Consider the following 17743-nt stretch of genomic DNA (forward strand, 5'->3'; position numbering starts at 1 on the left):
TACCGTGAAATCAACCTGTACCGGTGTTGAAATGTTCCGTAAGCTGCTGGACGAAGGTCGTGCAGGCGAAAACTGTGGTGTTCTGCTGCGTGGTATCAAGCGCGAAGACATTCAGCGTGGACAGGTACTGGCTAAGCCAGGCACCATCAAGCCACACACCAAGTTCGAGTCAGAAGTTTATATTCTGTCTAAAGACGAAGGCGGCCGTCATACTCCGTTCTTCAAAGGCTACCGTCCGCAGTTCTACTTCCGTACTACTGACGTGACCGGTACCATTGAACTGCCAGAAGGCGTTGAGATGGTAATGCCTGGTGACAACATCAAAATGGTTGTTACCCTGATCCACCCAATCGCGATGGATGACGGTCTGCGTTTTGCAATCCGTGAAGGCGGCCGTACTGTTGGTGCGGGCGTTGTTGCTAAAGTTATCGCTTAATCGCTGATAATTTGAAATGGCGGGGCAGGTCTCCGTCATAGCAAATAAAAAGAGCACTTCGGTGCTCTTTTTTTATGCCTGTAATTTAGCCAGAACGCAGCAGTCAGCATTGTAATAAAAACTATTCGCATTTACACTAAGGTGAGAAAATAGACTGGAGTAGCAAAATGTACGTCTGTTTGTGTAATGCCGTCAGTGATAAAACCATCCGTGCGGTGGTTCGCCGTTACCAGCCCAAATCGATACAACAACTTCGTCAACTGGTTCCGGTTGGCAAGCAGTGTGGCAAATGCATCCGTGCCGCGCGTGAAATTATGGACCAGGAGCTACAGCACGTTCCGCAATACAAAGAGATTGCCTGATAATCTCCCTGCAATTTGTCATGCTTTTTTGACTTCCTTCAATCCGCATCTACGATCTAATTAACTGGAAGCGGAGGAAACAAAATGAAGGGCGATATAAAAATCATAAGTCATCTCAATAAATTGCTTGGAAATGAGTTAGTTGCTGTGAATCAGTATTTCCTGCACGCGCGGATGTTCAAAAACTGGGGACTGATGCGCTTAAACGATATCGAATACCATGAGTCTATCGATGAGATGAAGCATGCGGACAAGTACATAGAACGCATACTTTTTCTGGAAGGCATTCCCAATTTGCAGGATCTTGGCAGGCTGCGTATCGGGGAAGATGTGGAAGAGATGCTGAAGTCAGATTTGCAGCTTGAACTGGAAGGAGCAAGGGATCTTCGGGAAGCAATAGCCTATGCAGACAAGGTCCATGACTACGTCAGCCGGGATATGATGATTACCATTCTGGAAGATGAAGAGCATCATATCGATTTTCTGGAAACTGAACTCGACCTGATAAGCAAAATTGGCATCCAGAATTATCTGCAGTCACAAATTAAAGTAGAAGAGTAGTACAGGACAGAGAGATGACGCTGTATAAATTTACGCCGCTGAAACAGAGCTTTCAGCGGCGTTACTGTTTCTGAACCCGACTGATACCTTATGTTTCCCGCCCGGCTTATTCACTCCTCCCGATAAACAGGTTGCTTTATGTGCTCAGGCACGTATAATGCGCGGGCTTGTCAGAAATGACGGCCCGGTTCAATCTGAACCGCAGGCGAGCAATCCGCTCACCTGACAATACTCCCAATAGGGGAGTTATGTGCAGACGATTACACTCTCCCATCAATCGTAATGGGTATGAGTAGTAATCTTTTCGTTTATAAATAATTGGAGCTCTGGTCTCATGCAGAACCAAAGAATCCGTATCCGTCTTAAAGCGTTTGATCATCGTCTGATTGATCAATCAACTGCGGAAATCGTTGAGACTGCCAAGCGCACTGGTGCGCAGGTACGTGGTCCAATCCCGCTGCCGACCCGCAAAGAGCGTTTTACCGTTCTGATCTCTCCGCACGTCAATAAAGATGCGCGCGATCAGTACGAAATTCGTACTCACAAGCGTCTGGTTGACATCGTTGAGCCAACTGAAAAAACGGTTGATGCTCTGATGCGTCTGGATCTGGCTGCAGGTGTAGACGTGCAGATCAGCCTGGGTTAATCAGGTCATTGAGCGATTGAGAGGTTGAAACAATGATTGGTTTAGTCGGTAAAAAAGTGGGCATGACTCGTATCTTCACAGAAGATGGCGTTTCTATCCCAGTAACCGTGATTGAAATTGAAGCAAACCGCGTAACTCAGGTTAAGAGCCTGGAAAACGACGGCTACACTGCTATCCAGGTAACTGCCGGTGCTAAAAAAGCTAACCGTGTAACTAAGCCTGAAGCAGGCCATTTTGCTAAAGCTGGCGTTGAAGCTGGCCGTGGTCTGTGGGAATTCCGTACCGCTGAAGGCGCAGAGTTCACCGTAGGTCAGAGCATTAACGTTGATATTTTCGCTGACGTGAAAAAAGTTGACGTGACTGGTACATCTAAAGGTAAAGGTTTTGCCGGTACTGTTAAGCGCTGGAACTTCCGTACTCAGGATGCTACTCACGGTAACTCCTTGTCTCACCGCGTTCCGGGTTCTATCGGTCAGAACCAGACTCCGGGCAAAGTGTTCAAAGGCAAGAAAATGGCAGGCCAGCTGGGTAATGAGCGCGTAACCGTTCAGAGCCTGGACGTAGTACGCGTTGACGCTGAGCGCAACCTGCTGCTGGTTAAAGGTGCAGTTCCCGGTGCTACCGGTAGCGACCTGATTGTTAAACCAGCTGTGAAGGCGTAAGGGGATAGCAATGGAATTAGTATTGAAAGACGCGCAAAGCGCGCTGACTGTTTCCGAAACTACCTTCGGTCGTGATTTCAACGAAGCGCTGGTACATCAGGTTGTTGTTGCGTATGCAGCAGGTGCCCGTCAAGGTACTCGCGCTCAGAAGACCCGTGCTGAAGTTACTGGTTCCGGCAAAAAGCCGTGGCGCCAGAAAGGTACCGGCCGTGCGCGTGCAGGTTCTGTAAAGAGCCCAATCTGGCGTTCCGGTGGTGTATCCTTCGCTGCAAAGCCGCAGGACCACAGTCAAAAAGTTAACAAAAAGATGTACCGCGGCGCGCTGAAAAGCATCCTGTCCGAACTGGTACGTCAAGATCGTCTGATCGTTGTCGAGCAGTTCTCTATTGAAGCGCCTAAAACTAAGCTGCTGGTAGAGAAACTGAAAGACATGGCTCTGGAAGACGTGCTGATCATCACTGGCGAACTGGAAGAGAACCTGTTCCTGGCCGCTCGCAACCTGTACAAGGTTGACGTACGTGATGCAGCGGGTATCGACCCAGTTAGCCTGATCGCCTTCGACAAAGTCGTTATGACTGCTGACGCAGTTAAGCAAGTTGAGGAGATGCTGGCATGATCCGTGAAGAACGTCTGCTGAAAGTACTGCGCGCGCCGCACGTATCTGAAAAAGCGTCTGCTGCGATGGAAAAAACCAACACCATCGTTCTCAAAGTTGCTAAAGACGCGACCAAAGCAGAAATCAAAGCCGCTGTACAGAAGCTTTTCGAAGTGGAAGTAGAGGTCGTTAACACCCTGGTAGTTAAAGGGAAAGTTAAACGTTCCGGACAGCGTATTGGTCGTCGTAACGACTGGAAAAAAGCTTACGTCACCCTGAAAGAAGGCCAGAATCTGGACTTCGTCGGCGGCGCTGAGTAAGTCGGAGGAGAAGAACAATGGCAGTTGTTAAGTGTAAACCGACATCTCCGGGTCGTCGCCATGTAGTTAAAGTGGTGAATGCGGAGCTGCACAAGGGCAAACCATTCGCCCCGCTGGTAGAAAAAAACAGCAAATCCGGTGGCCGTAATAACAATGGTCGCATCACTACCCGTCATATCGGTGGTGGTCACAAGCAGGCTTACCGTATTATTGACTTTAAACGCAATAAAGATGGTATCCCGGCAACCGTTGAACGTCTTGAGTACGATCCGAACCGCTCTGCGAACATCGCACTGGTTCTGTACAAAGATGGCGAGCGCCGTTACATCCTGGCCCCTAAAGGCCTGAAAGCTGGCGACCAGATTCAGTCTGGCGTTGATGCTGCGATCAAAGCAGGTAACACCCTGCCTATGCGTAACATCCCAGTGGGTTCTACCGTGCATAACGTAGAAATGAAACCAGGCAAAGGCGGACAGATTGCTCGCTCAGCTGGTGCTTACGTGCAGATCGTTGCGCGTGAAGGTTCCTACGTCACCCTGCGTCTGCGTTCAGGCGAAATGCGTAAAGTCGAAATCGACTGCCGCGCAACCCTGGGCGAAGTCGGTAACGCTGAGCATATGCTTCGCGTTCTGGGTAAAGCCGGTGCTGCTCGTTGGCGTGGTGTTCGTCCTACCGTTCGCGGTACTGCGATGAACCCAGTCGACCACCCACACGGTGGTGGTGAAGGTCGTAACTTTGGTAAGCACCCGGTAACTCCGTGGGGCGTTCAGACCAAAGGTAAGAAGACCCGCAGCAACAAGCGTACTGATAAATTTATCGTACGTCGCCGTAGCAAATAATTTTAGAGGATAAGCCATGCCACGTTCTCTCAAGAAAGGTCCTTTTATTGACCTGCACTTGCTGAAGAAGGTAGAGAAAGCGGTGGAAAGCGGAGACAAGAAGCCTTTGCGCACCTGGTCCCGTCGTTCAACGATCTTCCCTAACATGATCGGTTTGACCATCGCTGTCCATAATGGTCGTCAGCACGTTCCTGTCTTTGTTTCCGACGAAATGGTCGGCCACAAACTGGGTGAATTTGCACCGACTCGTACTTATCGCGGCCACACGGCTGATAAGAAAGCCAAGAAACGCTAACAGGAGGAAGAGATGGAAACTATCGCTAAACATCGCCACGCTCGTTCTTCTGCTCAGAAGGTTCGCCTGGTAGCAGATCTTGTACGCGGTAAGAACGTGTCGCAGGCTCTGGACATTTTGACCTACACCAACAAGAAAGCGGCTGTACTGGTCAAGAAGGTTCTGGAATCTGCCATTGCTAACGCCGAGCACAACGATGGCGCTGACATTGATGATCTGAAAGTTACGAAGATCTTCGTAGACGAAGGCCCAAGCATGAAGCGCATTATGCCTCGTGCAAAAGGTCGTGCAGATCGCATCCTGAAGCGCACCAGCCACATTACTGTGGTTGTGTCCGATCGCTGAGACTCTGGAGACTAGCAATGGGTCAGAAAGTACATCCTAATGGTATTCGCCTGGGTATTGTTAAACCCTGGAACTCTACCTGGTTCGCCAATACCAAAGAATTCGCTGACAACCTGGACAGCGACTTTAAAGTACGTCAGTTCCTGACTAAAGAACTGGCTAAAGCGTCTGTATCTCGTATCGTTATCGAGCGTCCAGCTAAGAGCATCCGTGTGACCATTCACACTGCTCGCCCTGGTATCGTTATCGGTAAGAAAGGCGAAGACGTAGAAAAACTGCGCAAGGTCGTAGCGGATATCGCTGGCGTTCCTGCACAGATCAATATCGCTGAAGTCCGTAAGCCGGAACTGGACGCTAAATTGGTTGCTGACAGCATCACTTCACAGCTGGAGCGTCGTGTGATGTTCCGTCGTGCTATGAAGCGTGCTGTACAGAACGCAATGCGTCTGGGCGCTAAAGGGATCAAAGTTGAAGTTAGTGGCCGTCTGGGCGGTGCTGAAATCGCGCGTACCGAATGGTACCGTGAAGGCCGCGTGCCGTTGCACACCCTGCGTGCTGACATTGACTACAACACCTCTGAAGCGCACACCACTTATGGTGTAATCGGCGTTAAGGTATGGATCTTCAAAGGTGAGATCCTGGGTGGTATGGCTGCTGTTGAACAACCGGAACCGGCTGCTCAACCTAAAAAGCAGCAGCGTAAAAGCCGTAAGTAAGGAGAGTCGCTGATGTTACAACCAAAGCGTACAAAATTCCGTAAAGTGCATAAAGGCCGCAACCGTGGTCTGGCGCAGGGCACGGATGTTAGCTTCGGTACTTTCGGTTTGAAAGCTGTTGGCCGTGGTCGTCTGACCGCTCGTCAGATCGAAGCAGCACGTCGTGCTATGACCCGTGCAGTTAAGCGTCAAGGTAAAATTTGGATCCGTGTATTCCCGGACAAACCAATTACCGAGAAGCCGCTGGAAGTGCGTATGGGTAAAGGTAAAGGTAACGTGGAGTATTGGGTTGCCTTGATCCAGCCGGGTAAAGTCCTGTATGAAATGGACGGCGTTCCGGAAGAGCTTGCCCGTGAAGCATTCAAGCTGGCAGCAGCAAAACTGCCTATCAAAACCACCTTTGTAACTAAGACGGTGATGTAATGAAAGCAACTGAGCTGCGTGAAAAAAGCGTTGAAGAGCTGAACACTGAGCTGCTAAACCTGCTGCGTGAGCAGTTTAACCTGCGCATGCAGGCGGCATCCGGCCAGCTGCAACAGTCTCATCTGTTGAAGCAAGTGCGTCGTGATGTTGCACGCGTTAAGACTTTACTGACTGAGAAGGCGGGTGCGTAATGACCGATAAAATCCGTACTCTGCAAGGTCGTGTGACTAGTGACAAAATGGAGAAATCCATGACCGTTGCTATCGAACGTTTTGTGAAACACCCTATTTACGGTAAATTCATCAAGCGTACGACTAAACTGCACGTACATGACGAGAACAACGAATGCGGTATCGGCGACGTGGTTGAAATCCGCGAATGCCGTCCGCTGTCCAAGACTAAGTCCTGGACTCTGGTTCGCGTTATCGAGAAAGCTATTATGTAATCGGGCCTCAAGCCCGCTACAAATTAGCGAAATTGCAATCGGCAGGTTTCCTGCCGATTGCATCTCTAAAGGAATATCCGGTGTCTTCCGACCCCGGATATTTTTTTGCTTTTTTTCTGGCCTGCTCACCAAGCCGGTTATGAGTGAGAATGCCGATGATCAGCCTCTGTCTGGCGCGCTTTTACCGCCGCAGGGAGCTTTGACAGCGATATCCTCAGGACAGAAGGGTATATAAGGTTGAATCAGGCTGCGGGGATGTGTAGAATGCTGCGCTCGCCTGATTTATCAAGTATCCCCATTAGTGTAATTTTTTCTCTATCCATAATTTGGAAGCGGTGTTATAATGCTGCGCCCTCATTTGTGGGGTTTTATATACGACCTGATTCAAGGTCCCGAAGTAGTAGTTGACATAAGCGGAGCACTGAAATGATCCAAGAACAGACTATGCTGACCGTCGCCGACAACTCCGGTGCACGTCGCGTAATGTGTATCAAGGTTCTGGGTGGCTCGCACCGTCGCTATGCAGGCGTAGGCGATATCATCAAAATTACCATCAAGGAAGCAATTCCTCGCGGTAAGGTTAAGAAAGGTGATGTGCTGAAAGCGGTAGTGGTGCGCACCAGGAAGGGTGTTCGTCGCCCGGACGGTTCTGTCATTCGCTTCGATGGCAATGCATGCGTTATTTTAAATAATAACAGTGAGCAGCCAATCGGTACGCGTATTTTTGGGCCGGTAACTCGTGAACTTCGTACTGAAAAGTTCATGAAAATTATCTCTCTGGCACCAGAAGTACTCTAAGGAGCGAAAAATGGCAGCTAAAATCCGTCGCGATGACGAAGTTATCGTGCTGACCGGCAAAGATAAAGGTAAGCGCGGTAAAGTTAAAAATGTCCTGTCTTCTGGCAAGGTCATTGTTGAAGGTATCAACCTGGTTAAGAAACATCAGAAGCCGGTCCCGGCCCTGAACCAACCAGGCGGCATCGTTGAAAAAGAAGCTGCTATTCAGGTTTCTAACGTTGCGCTTTACAACACTGCCACCGGTAAGGCTGACCGTGTAGGCTTTAGATTCGAAGACGGCAAAAAAGTCCGTTTCTTCAAATCTAACAGCGAAACTATCAAGTAATTTGGAGTAGTACGATGGCGAAACTGCATGATTACTACAAAGACGAAGTAGTTAAACAACTCATGACTGAGTTTAACTACATTTCTGTCATGCAAGTCCCTCGGGTCGAGAAGATCACCCTGAACATGGGTGTTGGTGAAGCGATCGCTGATAAGAAACTGCTGGATAACGCAGCAGCTGACTTAGCAGCAATCTCCGGTCAAAAGCCGTTTATCACCAAAGCACGCAAATCAGTTGCAGGCTTCAAAATCCGTCAGGGCTATCCGATCGGCTGTAAAGTGACTCTGCGTGGTGAACGCATGTGGGAGTTCTTTGAGCGTCTGATTTCTATTGCTGTTCCACGTATTCGTGACTTCCGTGGCTTGTCCGCTAAGTCTTTCGATGGCCGTGGTAACTACAGCATGGGCGTTCGTGAGCAGATCATCTTCCCAGAGATCGACTATGACAAAGTCGACCGCGTTCGTGGTTTGGATATCACCATTACCACTACTGCGAAATCTGATGATGAAGGCCGCGCACTGTTGGCTGCTTTTAACTTCCCGTTCCGCAAGTAAGGCAGGGTTACTGATGGCTAAGCAATCGATGAAAGCACGCGAAGTCGTTCGCGTGAAACTGGCTGACAAGTACCGCGCTAAACGCGAGGAACTGAAAGCTATCATTTCTAGTGTGAACTCATCCGACGAAGATCGTTGGAATGCTGTTCTCAAGCTGCAAACTCTGCCGCGTGATTCCAGCCCGTCTCGTCAGCGCAAGCGCTGCCGCCAAACTGGCCGTCCACATGGTTATGTGGGCAAATTCGGGTTGAGCCGCATCAAGTTACGTGAAGCCGCCATGCGCGGTGAAGTACCAGGCTTGAAAAAGGCTAGCTGGTAATTACCAATTGAATCACGGGAGTAAATACAGATGAGCATGCAAGATCCGATCGCGGATATGCTGACCCGTATCCGTAACGGTCAAGCCGCGAACAAAGTTGCGGTGACCATGCCTTCCTCCAAGCTGAAATTGGCTATTGCCAAGCTGCTGAAGGAAGAAGGATATATCGAAGAATTTAAAATCGAAGGCGACACCAAGCCAGAACTGGAACTGACTCTTAAGTATTTCCAGGGCAAGGCTGTGGTAGAAAGCATTCAGCGTGTTAGTCGTCCAGGTCTGCGCATCTACAAACGCAAAGACGAGCTGCCAAAAGTTATGGCAGGACTGGGTATCGCTGTTGTTTCTACCTCTAAAGGTGTTATGACCGATCGTGCAGCGCGCCAGGCTGGTCTTGGTGGCGAAATTATCTGCTACGTAGCTTAAGGAGGAATTTATGTCTCGTGTTGCTAAAGCACCTGTCGTGATTCCTGCCGGCGTAGAGGTAAAACTCGACGGTCAGGTTATTTCGATTAAAGGTAAAAACGGCGAGCTGACTCGTACTCTTAACGCTGCTGTAGAAGTAAAGCATGCTGACAACACCCTGACTTTCGCCCCGCGCGAAGGCTTCACGGATGGTTGGGCGCAGGCTGGTACTTCTCGTGCATTGTTGAACAGTATGGTTATCGGTGTTACCGAAGGCTTCTCTAAGAAGTTGCAGCTGGTTGGTGTAGGTTATCGTGCAGCCATTAAAGGCAACGCTGTGAGTCTGGCCCTGGGCTTTTCTCACCCTGTTGAACATGCGCTGCCTGCCGGAATCACTGCTGAATGTCCAACTCAGACTGAAATCGTGCTGAAAGGCGCTGATAAACAGCTGATTGGTCAGGTAGCAGCAGATCTGCGCGCCTACCGTCGTCCTGAGCCTTATAAAGGCAAGGGTGTTCGTTACGCCGACGAAGTCGTGCGTACCAAAGAGGCTAAGAAGAAGTAAGGTAACACTATGGATAAGAAATCTGCTCGTATCCGTCGTGCGACCCGCGCACGCCGCAAGCTCAAAGAGCTGGGTGCAACTCGCCTGGTGGTACATCGTACCCCGCGTCATATTTACGCACAGGTAATTGCTCCAAACGGTTCTGAAATCCTGGTTGCTGCTTCTACAGTAGAAAAAGCAATCGGTGAGCAACTGAAGTACACAGGAAACAAAGACGCCGCCGCAGCTGTTGGTAAAGCAGTCGCTGAGCGCGCAATCGAAAAAGGCATTACAAATGTTTCTTTCGACCGCTCTGGTTTCCAATATCATGGTCGTGTCCAGGCACTGGCAGATGCTGCCCGTGAAGCTGGCCTACAGTTCTAAGGTAGAGGTGTAAGATGGCACACATCGAAAAACAAGCTGGCGAACTGCAGGAAAAGCTGATCGCGGTAAATCGCGTATCTAAAACCGTTAAAGGCGGTCGTATCTTCTCCTTCACTGCTTTGACAGTGGTTGGCGACGGTAACGGTCGTATCGGTTTTGGTTACGGAAAAGCGCGTGAAGTTCCAGCAGCGATCCAGAAAGCGATGGAAAAAGCTCGTCGCAATATGATTAACGTCGCGCTGAACAACGGCACCCTGCAGCACCCTGTTAAAGGCGTGCATACTGGGTCTCGCGTGTTCATGCAGCCGGCTTCTGAAGGTACCGGTATCATCGCCGGCGGTGCAATGCGCGCCGTACTGGAAGTTGCTGGGGTTCATAACGTTCTGGCTAAAGCCTACGGTTCCACTAACCCGATTAACGTGGTTCGTGCAACGCTGGATGGCCTGGCCAACATGAATTCCCCAGAAATGGTCGCTGCCAAGCGTGGCAAATCCGTTGAAGACATTCTGGGGTAATGACCATGGCTAAGACTATTAAGATTACTCAAACCCGCAGTTCGATCGGTCGTTTGCCAAAACACAAGGCAACGCTGCTTGGCCTGGGTCTGCGTCGTATTAACCACACCGTAGAGCGTGAAGACACGCCAGCTGTACGCGGTATGGTTAACGCGATTTCCTACATGGTTAAAGTGGAGGAGTAACAGATGCGTTTAAATACTCTGTCTCCGGCCGAAGGGTCTAAGCACGCTCCTAAACGTTTAGGTCGTGGTATTGGTTCTGGCCTCGGTAAGACCGGTGGTCGTGGTCACAAAGGTCAGAACTCTCGTTCTGGCGGTGGCGTACGTCGCGGTTTCGAAGGTGGTCAGATGCCTCTGTACCGTCGTCTGCCGAAATTCGGTTTCACCTCTCGCAAAGCAGCAGTAACCGCAGAAGTGCGTCTGTCTGACCTGGCGAAAGTTGAAGGCGGTATCGTCGACCTGAACACGCTGAAAGCAGCTAACATTATCGGTATTCAGATTGAATTCGCTAAAGTTATCCTGTCTGGCGAAGTCTCTGCACCGGTAACGGTTCGCGGTCTGCGTGTCACTAAAGGCGCTCGTGCTGCAATCGAAGCTGCTGGCGGTAAAATTGAGGAATAAGTAGCAGATGGCTAAGCAACCAGGATTAGATTTTCAAAGTGCCAAAGGCGGTTTTGGCGAACTAAAACGCAGACTTCTGTTTGTGATTGGTGCGCTAATTGTTTTCCGTATTGGTTCTTTTATTCCGATCCCTGGTATTGATGCCACTGTACTTGCCAAACTGCTTGAGCAACAGCGTGGCACCATCATTGAAATGTTTAACATGTTCTCTGGTGGTGCTCTCAGCCGTGCTTCTATTTTTGCTCTGGGTATTATGCCGTATATTTCGGCCTCTATTATTATCCAGCTGCTGACGGTGGTTCATCCGGCGTTGGCAGAGATCAAGAAAGAAGGGGAGGCTGGCCGTCGTAAGATTAGCCAGTACACCCGTTACGGTACGTTAGTATTGGGTATATTTCAGTCTATTGGTATTGCTACCGGTCTGCCGAATATGCCTGGAATGCAGGGCCTGGTGTTAAACCCAGGCTTTGCTTTCTACTTTACTGCTGTTGTCAGCCTGGTCACAGGAACAATGTTCCTGATGTGGCTGGGTGAACAGATTACTGAACGAGGTATCGGTAACGGCATCTCAATCATTATCTTCGCTGGTATTGTTGCGGGTTTGCCGCCGGCCGTTGGCCATACTATCGAGCAAGCAAGGCAAGGCGACCTGCACTTCCTCCTGTTGCTGTTGGTTGCAGTTCTCGTATTTGCAGTGACCTTCTTCGTTGTTTACGTTGAGCGTGGTCAACGCCGCATTGTGGTGAACTATGCGAAACGTCAGCAAGGCCGTCGTGTCTATGCTGCACAGAGCACACATTTACCGTTGAAAGTGAACATGGCTGGCGTTATACCGGCAATCTTTGCTTCCAGCATTATTCTGTTCCCGGCAACCATTGCTTCCTGGTTCGGGGGCGGTACCGGTTGGAACTGGCTGACGACTATTTCGATGTATTTGCAGCCCGGACAACCGCTTTATGTGTTACTCTATGCGACTGCAATCATCTTCTTCTGTTTCTTCTACACTGCGCTGGTGTTCAACCCGCGTGAAACAGCAGATAACCTGAAGAAGTCCGGTGCATTTGTACCAGGAATTCGTCCGGGAGAACAGACGGCTAGATACATCGATAAAGTAATGACTCGCCTGACTCTGGTTGGTGCGCTCTACATTACTTTCATCTGCCTGATCCCGGAGTTCATGCGTGATGCGATGAAAGTCCCATTCTATTTCGGTGGTACATCACTGCTGATTGTGGTGGTTGTCATCATGGACTTTATGGCTCAAGTGCAAACTCTGATGATGTCCAGTCAGTACGAGTCTGCATTGAAGAAAGCAAACCTGAAAGGCTACGGCCGATAATCAGGCGCTTAAGAAGTTACGGAGAGTAAAAATGAAAGTTCGTGCTTCCGTCAAGAAATTATGTCGTAACTGCAAAATCGTCCGTCGTGATGGTGTCGTACGTGTGATTTGCAGCGCCGAGCCTAAGCATAAACAGCGTCAGGGCTAATATTTTTCTTGCAAAGTCGGGTTGAGCTGGCTAGATTAGCCAGCCAATCTTTTGTATGTCTGTGCGTTTCCATTTGAGTATCCTGAAAACGGGCTTTTCGGCATGGGACGCATAAGTAATTTAATAGGAGTGCATAGTGGCCCGTATAGCAGGCATTAACATTCCTGATCATAAACATACTGTCATTGCATTAACTGCAATCTTCGGTATCGGCAAGACCCGTTCACAGGCTATCTGTGCAAATACGGGAATCGCTGAAAATGTTAAGATCAGTGAGCTGTCTGAAGAACAAATCGACATTCTGCGTGATGCAGTTGCAAAATTTGTTGTTGAAGGCGATCTGCGTCGTGAAGTCACCCTGAGCATCAAGCGTCTTATGGACCTTGGCTGCTATCGTGGTTTACGTCATCGTCGTGGTCTTCCAGTGCGCGGTCAGCGTACCAAGACCAACGCACGTACCCGCAAGGGTCCGCGTAAACCGATCAAGAAATAATCGGGGTGATTGAATAATGGCAAAGGCACCAGTTCGTGCACGTAAGCGTGTAAGAAAGCAAGTCTCTGATGGCGTGGCTCATGTCCATGCGTCTTTTAACAACACCATCGTGACTATTACCGATCGTCAGGGTAACGCGTTGGGTTGGGCAACAGCCGGTGGTTCCGGTTTCCGTGGTTCTCGTAAGTCCACTCCGTTTGCAGCTCAGGTTGCTGCCGAGCGCTGTGCCGACGCCGTGAAAGAGTACGGTATTAAGAACCTGGAAGTTATGGTTAAGGGTCCTGGTCCAGGCCGCGAATCAACGATTCGTGCTCTGAACGCTGCTGGTTTCCGCATCACGAATATTACTGATGTGACTCCGATCCCTCACAACGGTTGTCGTCCGCCGAAAAAACGTCGCGTATAACGCCCGTTTTTTAGGAATGTTGGAGAAAGAAAATGGCAAGATATTTGGGTCCTAAGCTCAAGCTGAGCCGTCGCGAAGGTACCGACCTCTTTTTGAAGTCAGGCGTTCGCGCGATTGATACCAAGTGTAAGATTGAACAAGCTCCTGGTCAGCACGGTGCGCGTAAACCGCGTCTGTCTGATTATGGCGTACAGTTACGTGAAAAGCAGAAAGTTCGTCGTATGTACGGCGTGCTGGAGCGTCAGTTCCGTAACTATTATAAAGAAGCAGCACGTCTGAAAGGCAACACGGGTGAAAACCTGTTAGCTCTGCTGGAAGGTCGTCTGGATAACGTTGTTTACCGTATGGGCTTTGGCGCCACTCGTGCAGAAGCACGTCAGCTGGTTAGCCACAAATCTATCATGGTAAATGGTCGCGTTGTCAGCATCGCTTCTTATCAGGTAACTCCGAATGACGTTGTTAGCATCCGTGAGAAAGCCAAAAAGCAGTCTCGCGTGAAAGCCGCTCTGGAGCTGGCTGAACAGCGTGAAAAGCCAACCTGGCTGGAAGTTGATGCGACTAAGATGGAAGGTGTGTTCAAACGTATTCCTGAACGTACCGATCTGTCTGCGGACATTAACGAACACCTGATCGTCGAGCTTTACTCCAAGTAAAGCTTAGTACCAAAGAGAGGACACAATGCAGGGTTCTGTGACAGAGTTTCTAAAACCGCGCCTGGTAGATATCGAGCAAGTGAGTTCGACGCACGCCAAGGTGACCCTTGAGCCTTTAGAGCGTGGCTTTGGCCATACTCTTGGTAACGCACTGCGCCGTATTCTGCTTTCATCAATGCCGGGTTGCGCGGTGACCGAGGTTGAAATTGATGGTGTACTACATGAGTACAGCACCAAAGAGGGCGTACAGGAAGATATCCTGGAAATCCTGCTCAACCTGAAAGGGCTGGCGGTAAGAGTTCAGGGGAAAGATGAAGTTATCCTTACCTTGAATAAATCTGGCATTGGCCCTGTGACTGCAGCCGATATCACCCATGATGGTGATGTCGAAATCGTCAAGCCGCAGCACGTGATCTGCCACCTGACTGATGAGAACGCCGCTATCAGCATGCGTATCAAAATTCAGCGTGGTCGTGGTTATGTGCCGGCTTCTGCCCGAATTCATTCGGAAGAAGATGAGCGCCCGATCGGTCGTCTGTTGGTCGACGCCTGCTATAGCCCTGTAGAGCGTATTGCCTACAATGTTGAAGCAGCGCGTGTAGAACAGCGTACTGACCTGGACAAGCTGGTCATCGAAATGGAAACCAACGGCACTATTGATCCTGAAGAAGCGATCCGCCGTGCGGCTACCATCCTGGCAGAACAACTTGAAGCTTTCGTTGACTTACGTGATGTACGTCAGCCGGAAGTGAAAGAAGAGAAACCAGAATTCGATCCGATCTTGCTGCGCCCTGTTGACGATCTGGAATTGACTGTCCGCTCTGCTAACTGCCTTAAGGCAGAAGCTATCCACTACATCGGTGATCTGGTACAGCGTACCGAGGTTGAGCTGCTTAAAACGCCTAACCTCGGCAAAAAATCTCTTACCGAGATTAAAGATGTGCTGGCTTCTCGTGGTCTGTCACTGGGCATGCGCCTGGAAAACTGGCCACCCGCTAGCATCGCTGATGAATAAACCGATCACAGGTTAAGGTTTCACTGAGAAGGATAAGGTCATGCGCCATCGTAAGAGTGGTCGTCAACTGAACCGCAACAGCAGCCATCGCCAGGCTATGTTCCGCAACATGGCTGGCTCTTTGGTTCGTCACGAGATTATCAAGACGACCCTGCCAAAAGCGAAAGAGCTGCGTCGTGTAGTTGAGCCGCTGATTACTCTTGCCAAGACCGACAGCGTAGCTAATCGTCGTCTGGCATTCGCCCGTACTCGTGATAACGAGATCGTGGCAAAACTGTTTAACGAGCTGGGCCCGCGTTTTGCGAGCCGTGCCGGTGGTTACACTCGCATTTTGAAGTGTGGCTTCCGCGCTGGTGACAACGCTCCGATGGCTTACATCGAGTTGGTTGATCGTCCAGAAGCTCAAGCAGAAGCTGTAGCAGAGTAATCTGTTGCACTAAGGAAAAAACCGGGCTTGCCCGGTTTTTTTATGTCTGAAATTCCTCTCTCCCTTTTCCCGCGCTATTCTGTTTCCTCTAAATCATGGCAGTGAGGTCATTATGTGGCTAATCGATAGCTTAGTAGAGCAGCACATCGCTGAAGCACAAAAAAACGGCGACCTGGATAATCTCTCCGGCAGCGGTAAAAAACTGCAGCTTGACGATGACAGCCATGTGCCGCAGGAGCTTCGCGCAGCATACCGTTTGATGAAAAACTCAGGCTATCTTCCTCCGGAACTTGAAATGCGTCGGGAGGCTGTTGAACTCGATCAACTCCTGGCGAGCATCGATCCGCAGGATCATCGTTATGAGCAACATGTTAAGCGTCTTTTACTGCTTGAAGTTAAGCTTCAGCAGGCTGGCATGAGTACTACATTCTTGCATGGTGACTACGCCAACCAGGTCAATCACCGCTTCAGTGGAGATGAATAATGTTCAAAATCGGACAGCTGGCTAAGCTGGCAGAGGTCACCCCTGACACCATTCGCTATTACGAAAAGCAGCAAATGATGGATCATGAAATTCGCACAGAAGGTGGCTTTCGACTTTACAGTGATAACGATCTTCAGCGCCTGAAGTTTATTCGCTATGGCAGACAGCTTGGTTTTAGTCTGGAAGCCATCAGAGAACTTCTTTCCATCCGTGTTGATCCTGAACATCATACTTGTCAGCAGTCTAAAACGATTGTTCAGTCCCGACTGAGTGAAGTGGAAGAAAGGATCGCGGAACTGCAGAATATGCAGCGGTCGCTGAAAAGATTGAACGATGCCTGCTGCGGAACCGCACATAGCAGCGTCTGCTGCTCTATTCTTGAAGCGCTGGAGAAGGGGGACGTTGTTTCAGCCGGTTGATTTTTGCAGCAGCGGGATCTATATTTTGCCAACATTCATCGAAGGAAAAAAACATGGCTGGTTATCAACATAAAAAGGGCGTTATTCGTGATAACGCGATAGAGGCGTTACTGCACGATCCGCTCTTTAAAGTACGTATTGAAACAAATCATAAAGGTAAGGGCAGTTTCCGGCGTAAAGCGAAACATGCTAAGAAGAGTAACTGGGAGGCCAGTGGTAAAGAGAGCTTTACCACTGGCCTTCTGACATTGCCGAGGGATCGGGTCAGGCACGAGCGCGTGATTTAATACTCTCGACCATGACGGCGATAATAATAATTACACCCTTCACTACCTGTTGGTTATAACCGGAAATATTCATCAGGTTCATCAGGTTAGATATCATGCTCAGGATAAATACCCCGATAAGCGTATTGACCACATTTCCGCGCCCGCCAGCAAGACTTGCTCCTCCTACCACCACTGCAGCGATAACATCCAGCTCAAAGCCTATGGAGAGAACCGGTGAACCAACGCCGGTGCGCGTGGCTGAAATAATCCCAGCAATCCCGCAGCCAAACGCGCTGATGGCATAAACGGCTAATTTATAAACATTGACGCGTATACCGGCAAAGCGTGTCGCCATCTCATTTGAACCGATGGAAATGACCAGACGGCCAAATACTGAGTTTTTATAAACTAACTGACAAAGGATCGCGAAGCCCAGCAGTATATATACCGGAAGAGGTATACCGAACAGATATCCGGTGCCGAAATTAACAAAAGCATCATTATCGATAAAGACCGGCTGACCATTAGAGATTATCAGGGCCAGACCACGGGCGATCGTCATCATCGCTAACGTGGCAATAAAAGGGGCGATATTAAACCAGGTCACCAGCATCCCTGAGAAGGTGCCCATTAACGTTACCATCCCCACGCCTGCAACTATTGCTGGCCACAAACCTATGTCGGGTATCATCAGGCCAACCACCACGGAGACAAACGCCATGATTGAGCCGATTGACAAATCAATGCCACCCGTGAGAATGACAAACAGCAAACCCAATGCAGCCAGCCCCAGTGGAACACTCTGGCGTAAAACGTTGGTAATATTATCTGCGCTGTAAAAACGGTCAGAGAGGAAAGCAGCCACAATAAGCATACAGATAAAGACCAGCACAGTGGAGTTATCTAATAAAAAACGGCCAAGGCGCTTTTTAGAGTTAAAACCGACATTCTCTTTTTCTTTGGTGATTGATTGCATCATCT

General features: G+C 49.6%; 35 protein-coding genes. 34 read left to right on the forward strand and 1 reads right to left on the reverse strand.

Annotated features, from left to right (window positions below):
• The 34 genes from SD961_RS21020 to SD961_RS21185 all read left to right on the forward strand — a co-directional run.
• Window positions 1-436, forward strand: a 436-nt coding sequence (locus SD961_RS21020; RefSeq protein WP_318792273.1) for an EF-Tu/IF-2/RF-3 family GTPase, incomplete at its 5' end; no start/stop codon positions are given.
• A gap of 167 nt (window positions 437-603) precedes the next feature.
• Window positions 604-798 carry a bacterioferritin-associated ferredoxin gene (bfd, locus tag SD961_RS21025; RefSeq protein WP_318792274.1) on the forward strand — a complete coding sequence of 65 codons (195 nt, stop codon included), beginning with the start codon at window positions 604-606 and terminating at the stop codon, window positions 796-798.
• Between the two features lie 84 nt (window positions 799-882).
• Window positions 883-1359 (forward strand): bacterioferritin, encoded by a 477-nt coding sequence (bfr, locus tag SD961_RS21030; protein WP_318792275.1) that lies wholly within the window; start codon window positions 883-885, stop codon window positions 1357-1359.
• A 334-nt stretch (window positions 1360-1693) separates the two neighbouring features.
• Window positions 1694-2005, forward strand: a complete 312-nt coding sequence (gene rpsJ, locus SD961_RS21035; RefSeq protein WP_001181005.1) for a 30S ribosomal protein S10 — start codon at window positions 1694-1696, stop codon at window positions 2003-2005.
• 32 nt (window positions 2006-2037) lie between these two features.
• On the forward strand, window positions 2038-2667 hold the full coding sequence (rplC, locus tag SD961_RS21040; protein WP_318792276.1) for a 50S ribosomal protein L3: 630 nt from the start codon (window positions 2038-2040) through the stop codon (window positions 2665-2667).
• 10 nt (window positions 2668-2677) lie between these two features.
• The gene (gene rplD, locus SD961_RS21045) at window positions 2678-3283 is read left to right on the forward strand and encodes a 50S ribosomal protein L4 (RefSeq protein ID WP_306210000.1); all 606 of its coding nucleotides are present in this window, start codon (window positions 2678-2680) and stop codon (window positions 3281-3283) included.
• On the forward strand, window positions 3280-3582 hold the full coding sequence (gene rplW, locus SD961_RS21050; RefSeq protein ID WP_105595770.1) for a 50S ribosomal protein L23: 303 nt from the start codon (window positions 3280-3282) through the stop codon (window positions 3580-3582). Before rplD ends, rplW begins: the two co-directional genes overlap by 4 nt.
• Before the next feature lie 17 nt (window positions 3583-3599).
• Entirely contained in the window at window positions 3600-4421 is an 822-nt protein-coding gene (gene rplB, locus SD961_RS21055) for a 50S ribosomal protein L2 (RefSeq protein WP_306210004.1), read from the forward strand.
• Between the two features lie 16 nt (window positions 4422-4437).
• Entirely contained in the window at window positions 4438-4716 is a 279-nt protein-coding gene (gene rpsS, locus SD961_RS21060; RefSeq protein ID WP_013204132.1) for a 30S ribosomal protein S19, read from the forward strand.
• 12 nt (window positions 4717-4728) lie between these two features.
• A complete protein-coding gene (gene rplV, locus SD961_RS21065) occupies window positions 4729-5061 on the forward strand; it encodes a 50S ribosomal protein L22 (RefSeq protein WP_013204131.1) in 333 nt (110 codons plus the stop codon).
• 17 nt (window positions 5062-5078) lie between these two features.
• Window positions 5079-5777, forward strand: a complete 699-nt coding sequence (gene rpsC / locus SD961_RS21070) for a 30S ribosomal protein S3 (RefSeq protein ID WP_306210007.1) — start codon at window positions 5079-5081, stop codon at window positions 5775-5777.
• A gap of 12 nt (window positions 5778-5789) precedes the next feature.
• Window positions 5790-6200, forward strand: a complete 411-nt coding sequence (gene rplP, locus SD961_RS21075) for a 50S ribosomal protein L16 (protein ID WP_002438716.1) — start codon at window positions 5790-5792, stop codon at window positions 6198-6200.
• Complete coding sequence (gene rpmC / locus SD961_RS21080) at window positions 6200-6391, forward strand: 50S ribosomal protein L29 (RefSeq protein WP_013204129.1); 192 nt, start codon at window positions 6200-6202, stop codon at window positions 6389-6391. Before rplP ends, rpmC begins: the two co-directional genes overlap by 1 nt.
• Complete coding sequence (rpsQ, locus tag SD961_RS21085) at window positions 6391-6645, forward strand: 30S ribosomal protein S17 (protein WP_306210012.1); 255 nt, start codon at window positions 6391-6393, stop codon at window positions 6643-6645. The genes rpmC and rpsQ overlap by 1 nt, the downstream gene beginning before the upstream one ends.
• A 426-nt stretch (window positions 6646-7071) precedes the next feature.
• Window positions 7072-7443 (forward strand): 50S ribosomal protein L14, encoded by a 372-nt coding sequence (gene rplN, locus SD961_RS21090; RefSeq protein WP_015960712.1) that lies wholly within the window; start codon window positions 7072-7074, stop codon window positions 7441-7443.
• 10 nt (window positions 7444-7453) lie between these two features.
• Entirely contained in the window at window positions 7454-7768 is a 315-nt protein-coding gene (gene rplX, locus SD961_RS21095) for a 50S ribosomal protein L24 (RefSeq protein WP_020322770.1), read from the forward strand.
• A gap of 14 nt (window positions 7769-7782) precedes the next feature.
• Window positions 7783-8322, forward strand: a complete 540-nt coding sequence (gene rplE / locus SD961_RS21100) for a 50S ribosomal protein L5 (RefSeq protein ID WP_306210017.1) — start codon at window positions 7783-7785, stop codon at window positions 8320-8322.
• 13 nt (window positions 8323-8335) lie between these two features.
• Window positions 8336-8641: a 30S ribosomal protein S14 gene (gene rpsN, locus SD961_RS21105; protein ID WP_004160578.1), complete on the forward strand. Its 306-nt coding sequence runs from the start codon at window positions 8336-8338 to the stop codon at window positions 8639-8641.
• A 30-nt stretch (window positions 8642-8671) separates the two neighbouring features.
• A complete protein-coding gene (gene rpsH, locus SD961_RS21110) occupies window positions 8672-9064 on the forward strand; it encodes a 30S ribosomal protein S8 (RefSeq protein WP_147200079.1) in 393 nt (130 codons plus the stop codon).
• A gap of 10 nt (window positions 9065-9074) precedes the next feature.
• Window positions 9075-9608, forward strand: coding sequence for a 50S ribosomal protein L6 (gene rplF / locus SD961_RS21115; protein WP_306210021.1), 534 nt, complete (start codon window positions 9075-9077; stop codon window positions 9606-9608).
• A gap of 9 nt (window positions 9609-9617) precedes the next feature.
• Window positions 9618-9971, forward strand: coding sequence for a 50S ribosomal protein L18 (rplR, locus tag SD961_RS21120; RefSeq protein WP_306210023.1), 354 nt, complete (start codon window positions 9618-9620; stop codon window positions 9969-9971).
• Between the two features lie 14 nt (window positions 9972-9985).
• Window positions 9986-10486 (forward strand): 30S ribosomal protein S5, encoded by a 501-nt coding sequence (gene rpsE / locus SD961_RS21125; RefSeq protein WP_004160571.1) that lies wholly within the window; start codon window positions 9986-9988, stop codon window positions 10484-10486.
• A 5-nt stretch (window positions 10487-10491) separates the two neighbouring features.
• Window positions 10492-10671 carry a 50S ribosomal protein L30 gene (gene rpmD, locus SD961_RS21130; RefSeq protein ID WP_004160569.1) on the forward strand — a complete coding sequence of 60 codons (180 nt, stop codon included), beginning with the start codon at window positions 10492-10494 and terminating at the stop codon, window positions 10669-10671.
• 3 nt (window positions 10672-10674) lie between these two features.
• Window positions 10675-11109, forward strand: coding sequence for a 50S ribosomal protein L15 (gene rplO, locus SD961_RS21135; RefSeq protein ID WP_128178044.1), 435 nt, complete (start codon window positions 10675-10677; stop codon window positions 11107-11109).
• A gap of 7 nt (window positions 11110-11116) precedes the next feature.
• Entirely contained in the window at window positions 11117-12448 is a 1332-nt protein-coding gene (gene secY, locus SD961_RS21140; protein ID WP_318792277.1) for a preprotein translocase subunit SecY, read from the forward strand.
• A gap of 31 nt (window positions 12449-12479) precedes the next feature.
• The gene (rpmJ, locus tag SD961_RS21145) at window positions 12480-12596 is read left to right on the forward strand and encodes a 50S ribosomal protein L36 (protein ID WP_020322760.1); all 117 of its coding nucleotides are present in this window, start codon (window positions 12480-12482) and stop codon (window positions 12594-12596) included.
• A 136-nt stretch (window positions 12597-12732) separates the two neighbouring features.
• Window positions 12733-13089, forward strand: coding sequence for a 30S ribosomal protein S13 (gene rpsM, locus SD961_RS21150; RefSeq protein ID WP_306210031.1), 357 nt, complete (start codon window positions 12733-12735; stop codon window positions 13087-13089).
• A gap of 16 nt (window positions 13090-13105) precedes the next feature.
• Window positions 13106-13495 carry a 30S ribosomal protein S11 gene (gene rpsK, locus SD961_RS21155; protein ID WP_034899652.1) on the forward strand — a complete coding sequence of 130 codons (390 nt, stop codon included), beginning with the start codon at window positions 13106-13108 and terminating at the stop codon, window positions 13493-13495.
• 32 nt (window positions 13496-13527) lie between these two features.
• The gene (gene rpsD / locus SD961_RS21160) at window positions 13528-14148 is read left to right on the forward strand and encodes a 30S ribosomal protein S4 (RefSeq protein WP_024966594.1); all 621 of its coding nucleotides are present in this window, start codon (window positions 13528-13530) and stop codon (window positions 14146-14148) included.
• A gap of 25 nt (window positions 14149-14173) precedes the next feature.
• Window positions 14174-15163 (forward strand): DNA-directed RNA polymerase subunit alpha, encoded by a 990-nt coding sequence (locus SD961_RS21165; protein ID WP_034899656.1) that lies wholly within the window; start codon window positions 14174-14176, stop codon window positions 15161-15163.
• Between the two features lie 40 nt (window positions 15164-15203).
• On the forward strand, window positions 15204-15590 hold the full coding sequence (rplQ, locus tag SD961_RS21170) for a 50S ribosomal protein L17 (RefSeq protein WP_004160560.1): 387 nt from the start codon (window positions 15204-15206) through the stop codon (window positions 15588-15590).
• A 112-nt stretch (window positions 15591-15702) separates the two neighbouring features.
• A complete protein-coding gene (locus SD961_RS21175) occupies window positions 15703-16074 on the forward strand; it encodes a DUF1992 domain-containing protein (RefSeq protein WP_318792278.1) in 372 nt (123 codons plus the stop codon).
• The gene (gene zntR, locus SD961_RS21180) at window positions 16074-16493 is read left to right on the forward strand and encodes a Zn(2+)-responsive transcriptional regulator (RefSeq protein WP_318792279.1); all 420 of its coding nucleotides are present in this window, start codon (window positions 16074-16076) and stop codon (window positions 16491-16493) included. The genes SD961_RS21175 and zntR overlap by 1 nt, the downstream gene beginning before the upstream one ends.
• A gap of 53 nt (window positions 16494-16546) precedes the next feature.
• Window positions 16547-16780, forward strand: coding sequence for an alternative ribosome-rescue factor A (locus SD961_RS21185; protein ID WP_318792280.1), 234 nt, complete (start codon window positions 16547-16549; stop codon window positions 16778-16780).
• Here the strand turns inward: SD961_RS21185 and SD961_RS21190 are convergent.
• Window positions 16758-17738 carry an ABC transporter permease gene (locus tag SD961_RS21190; RefSeq protein WP_318792295.1) on the reverse strand — a complete coding sequence of 327 codons (981 nt, stop codon included), beginning with the start codon at window positions 17736-17738 and terminating at the stop codon, window positions 16758-16760. The two genes, SD961_RS21185 and SD961_RS21190, sit on opposite strands and share 23 nt — an antisense overlap.
• Window positions 17739-17743 lie beyond the last annotated feature (5 nt).

Source organism: Erwinia sp. MMLR14_017, from assembly GCF_033657285.1.
Classification (GTDB): Bacteria; Pseudomonadota; Gammaproteobacteria; order Enterobacterales; family Enterobacteriaceae; genus Erwinia.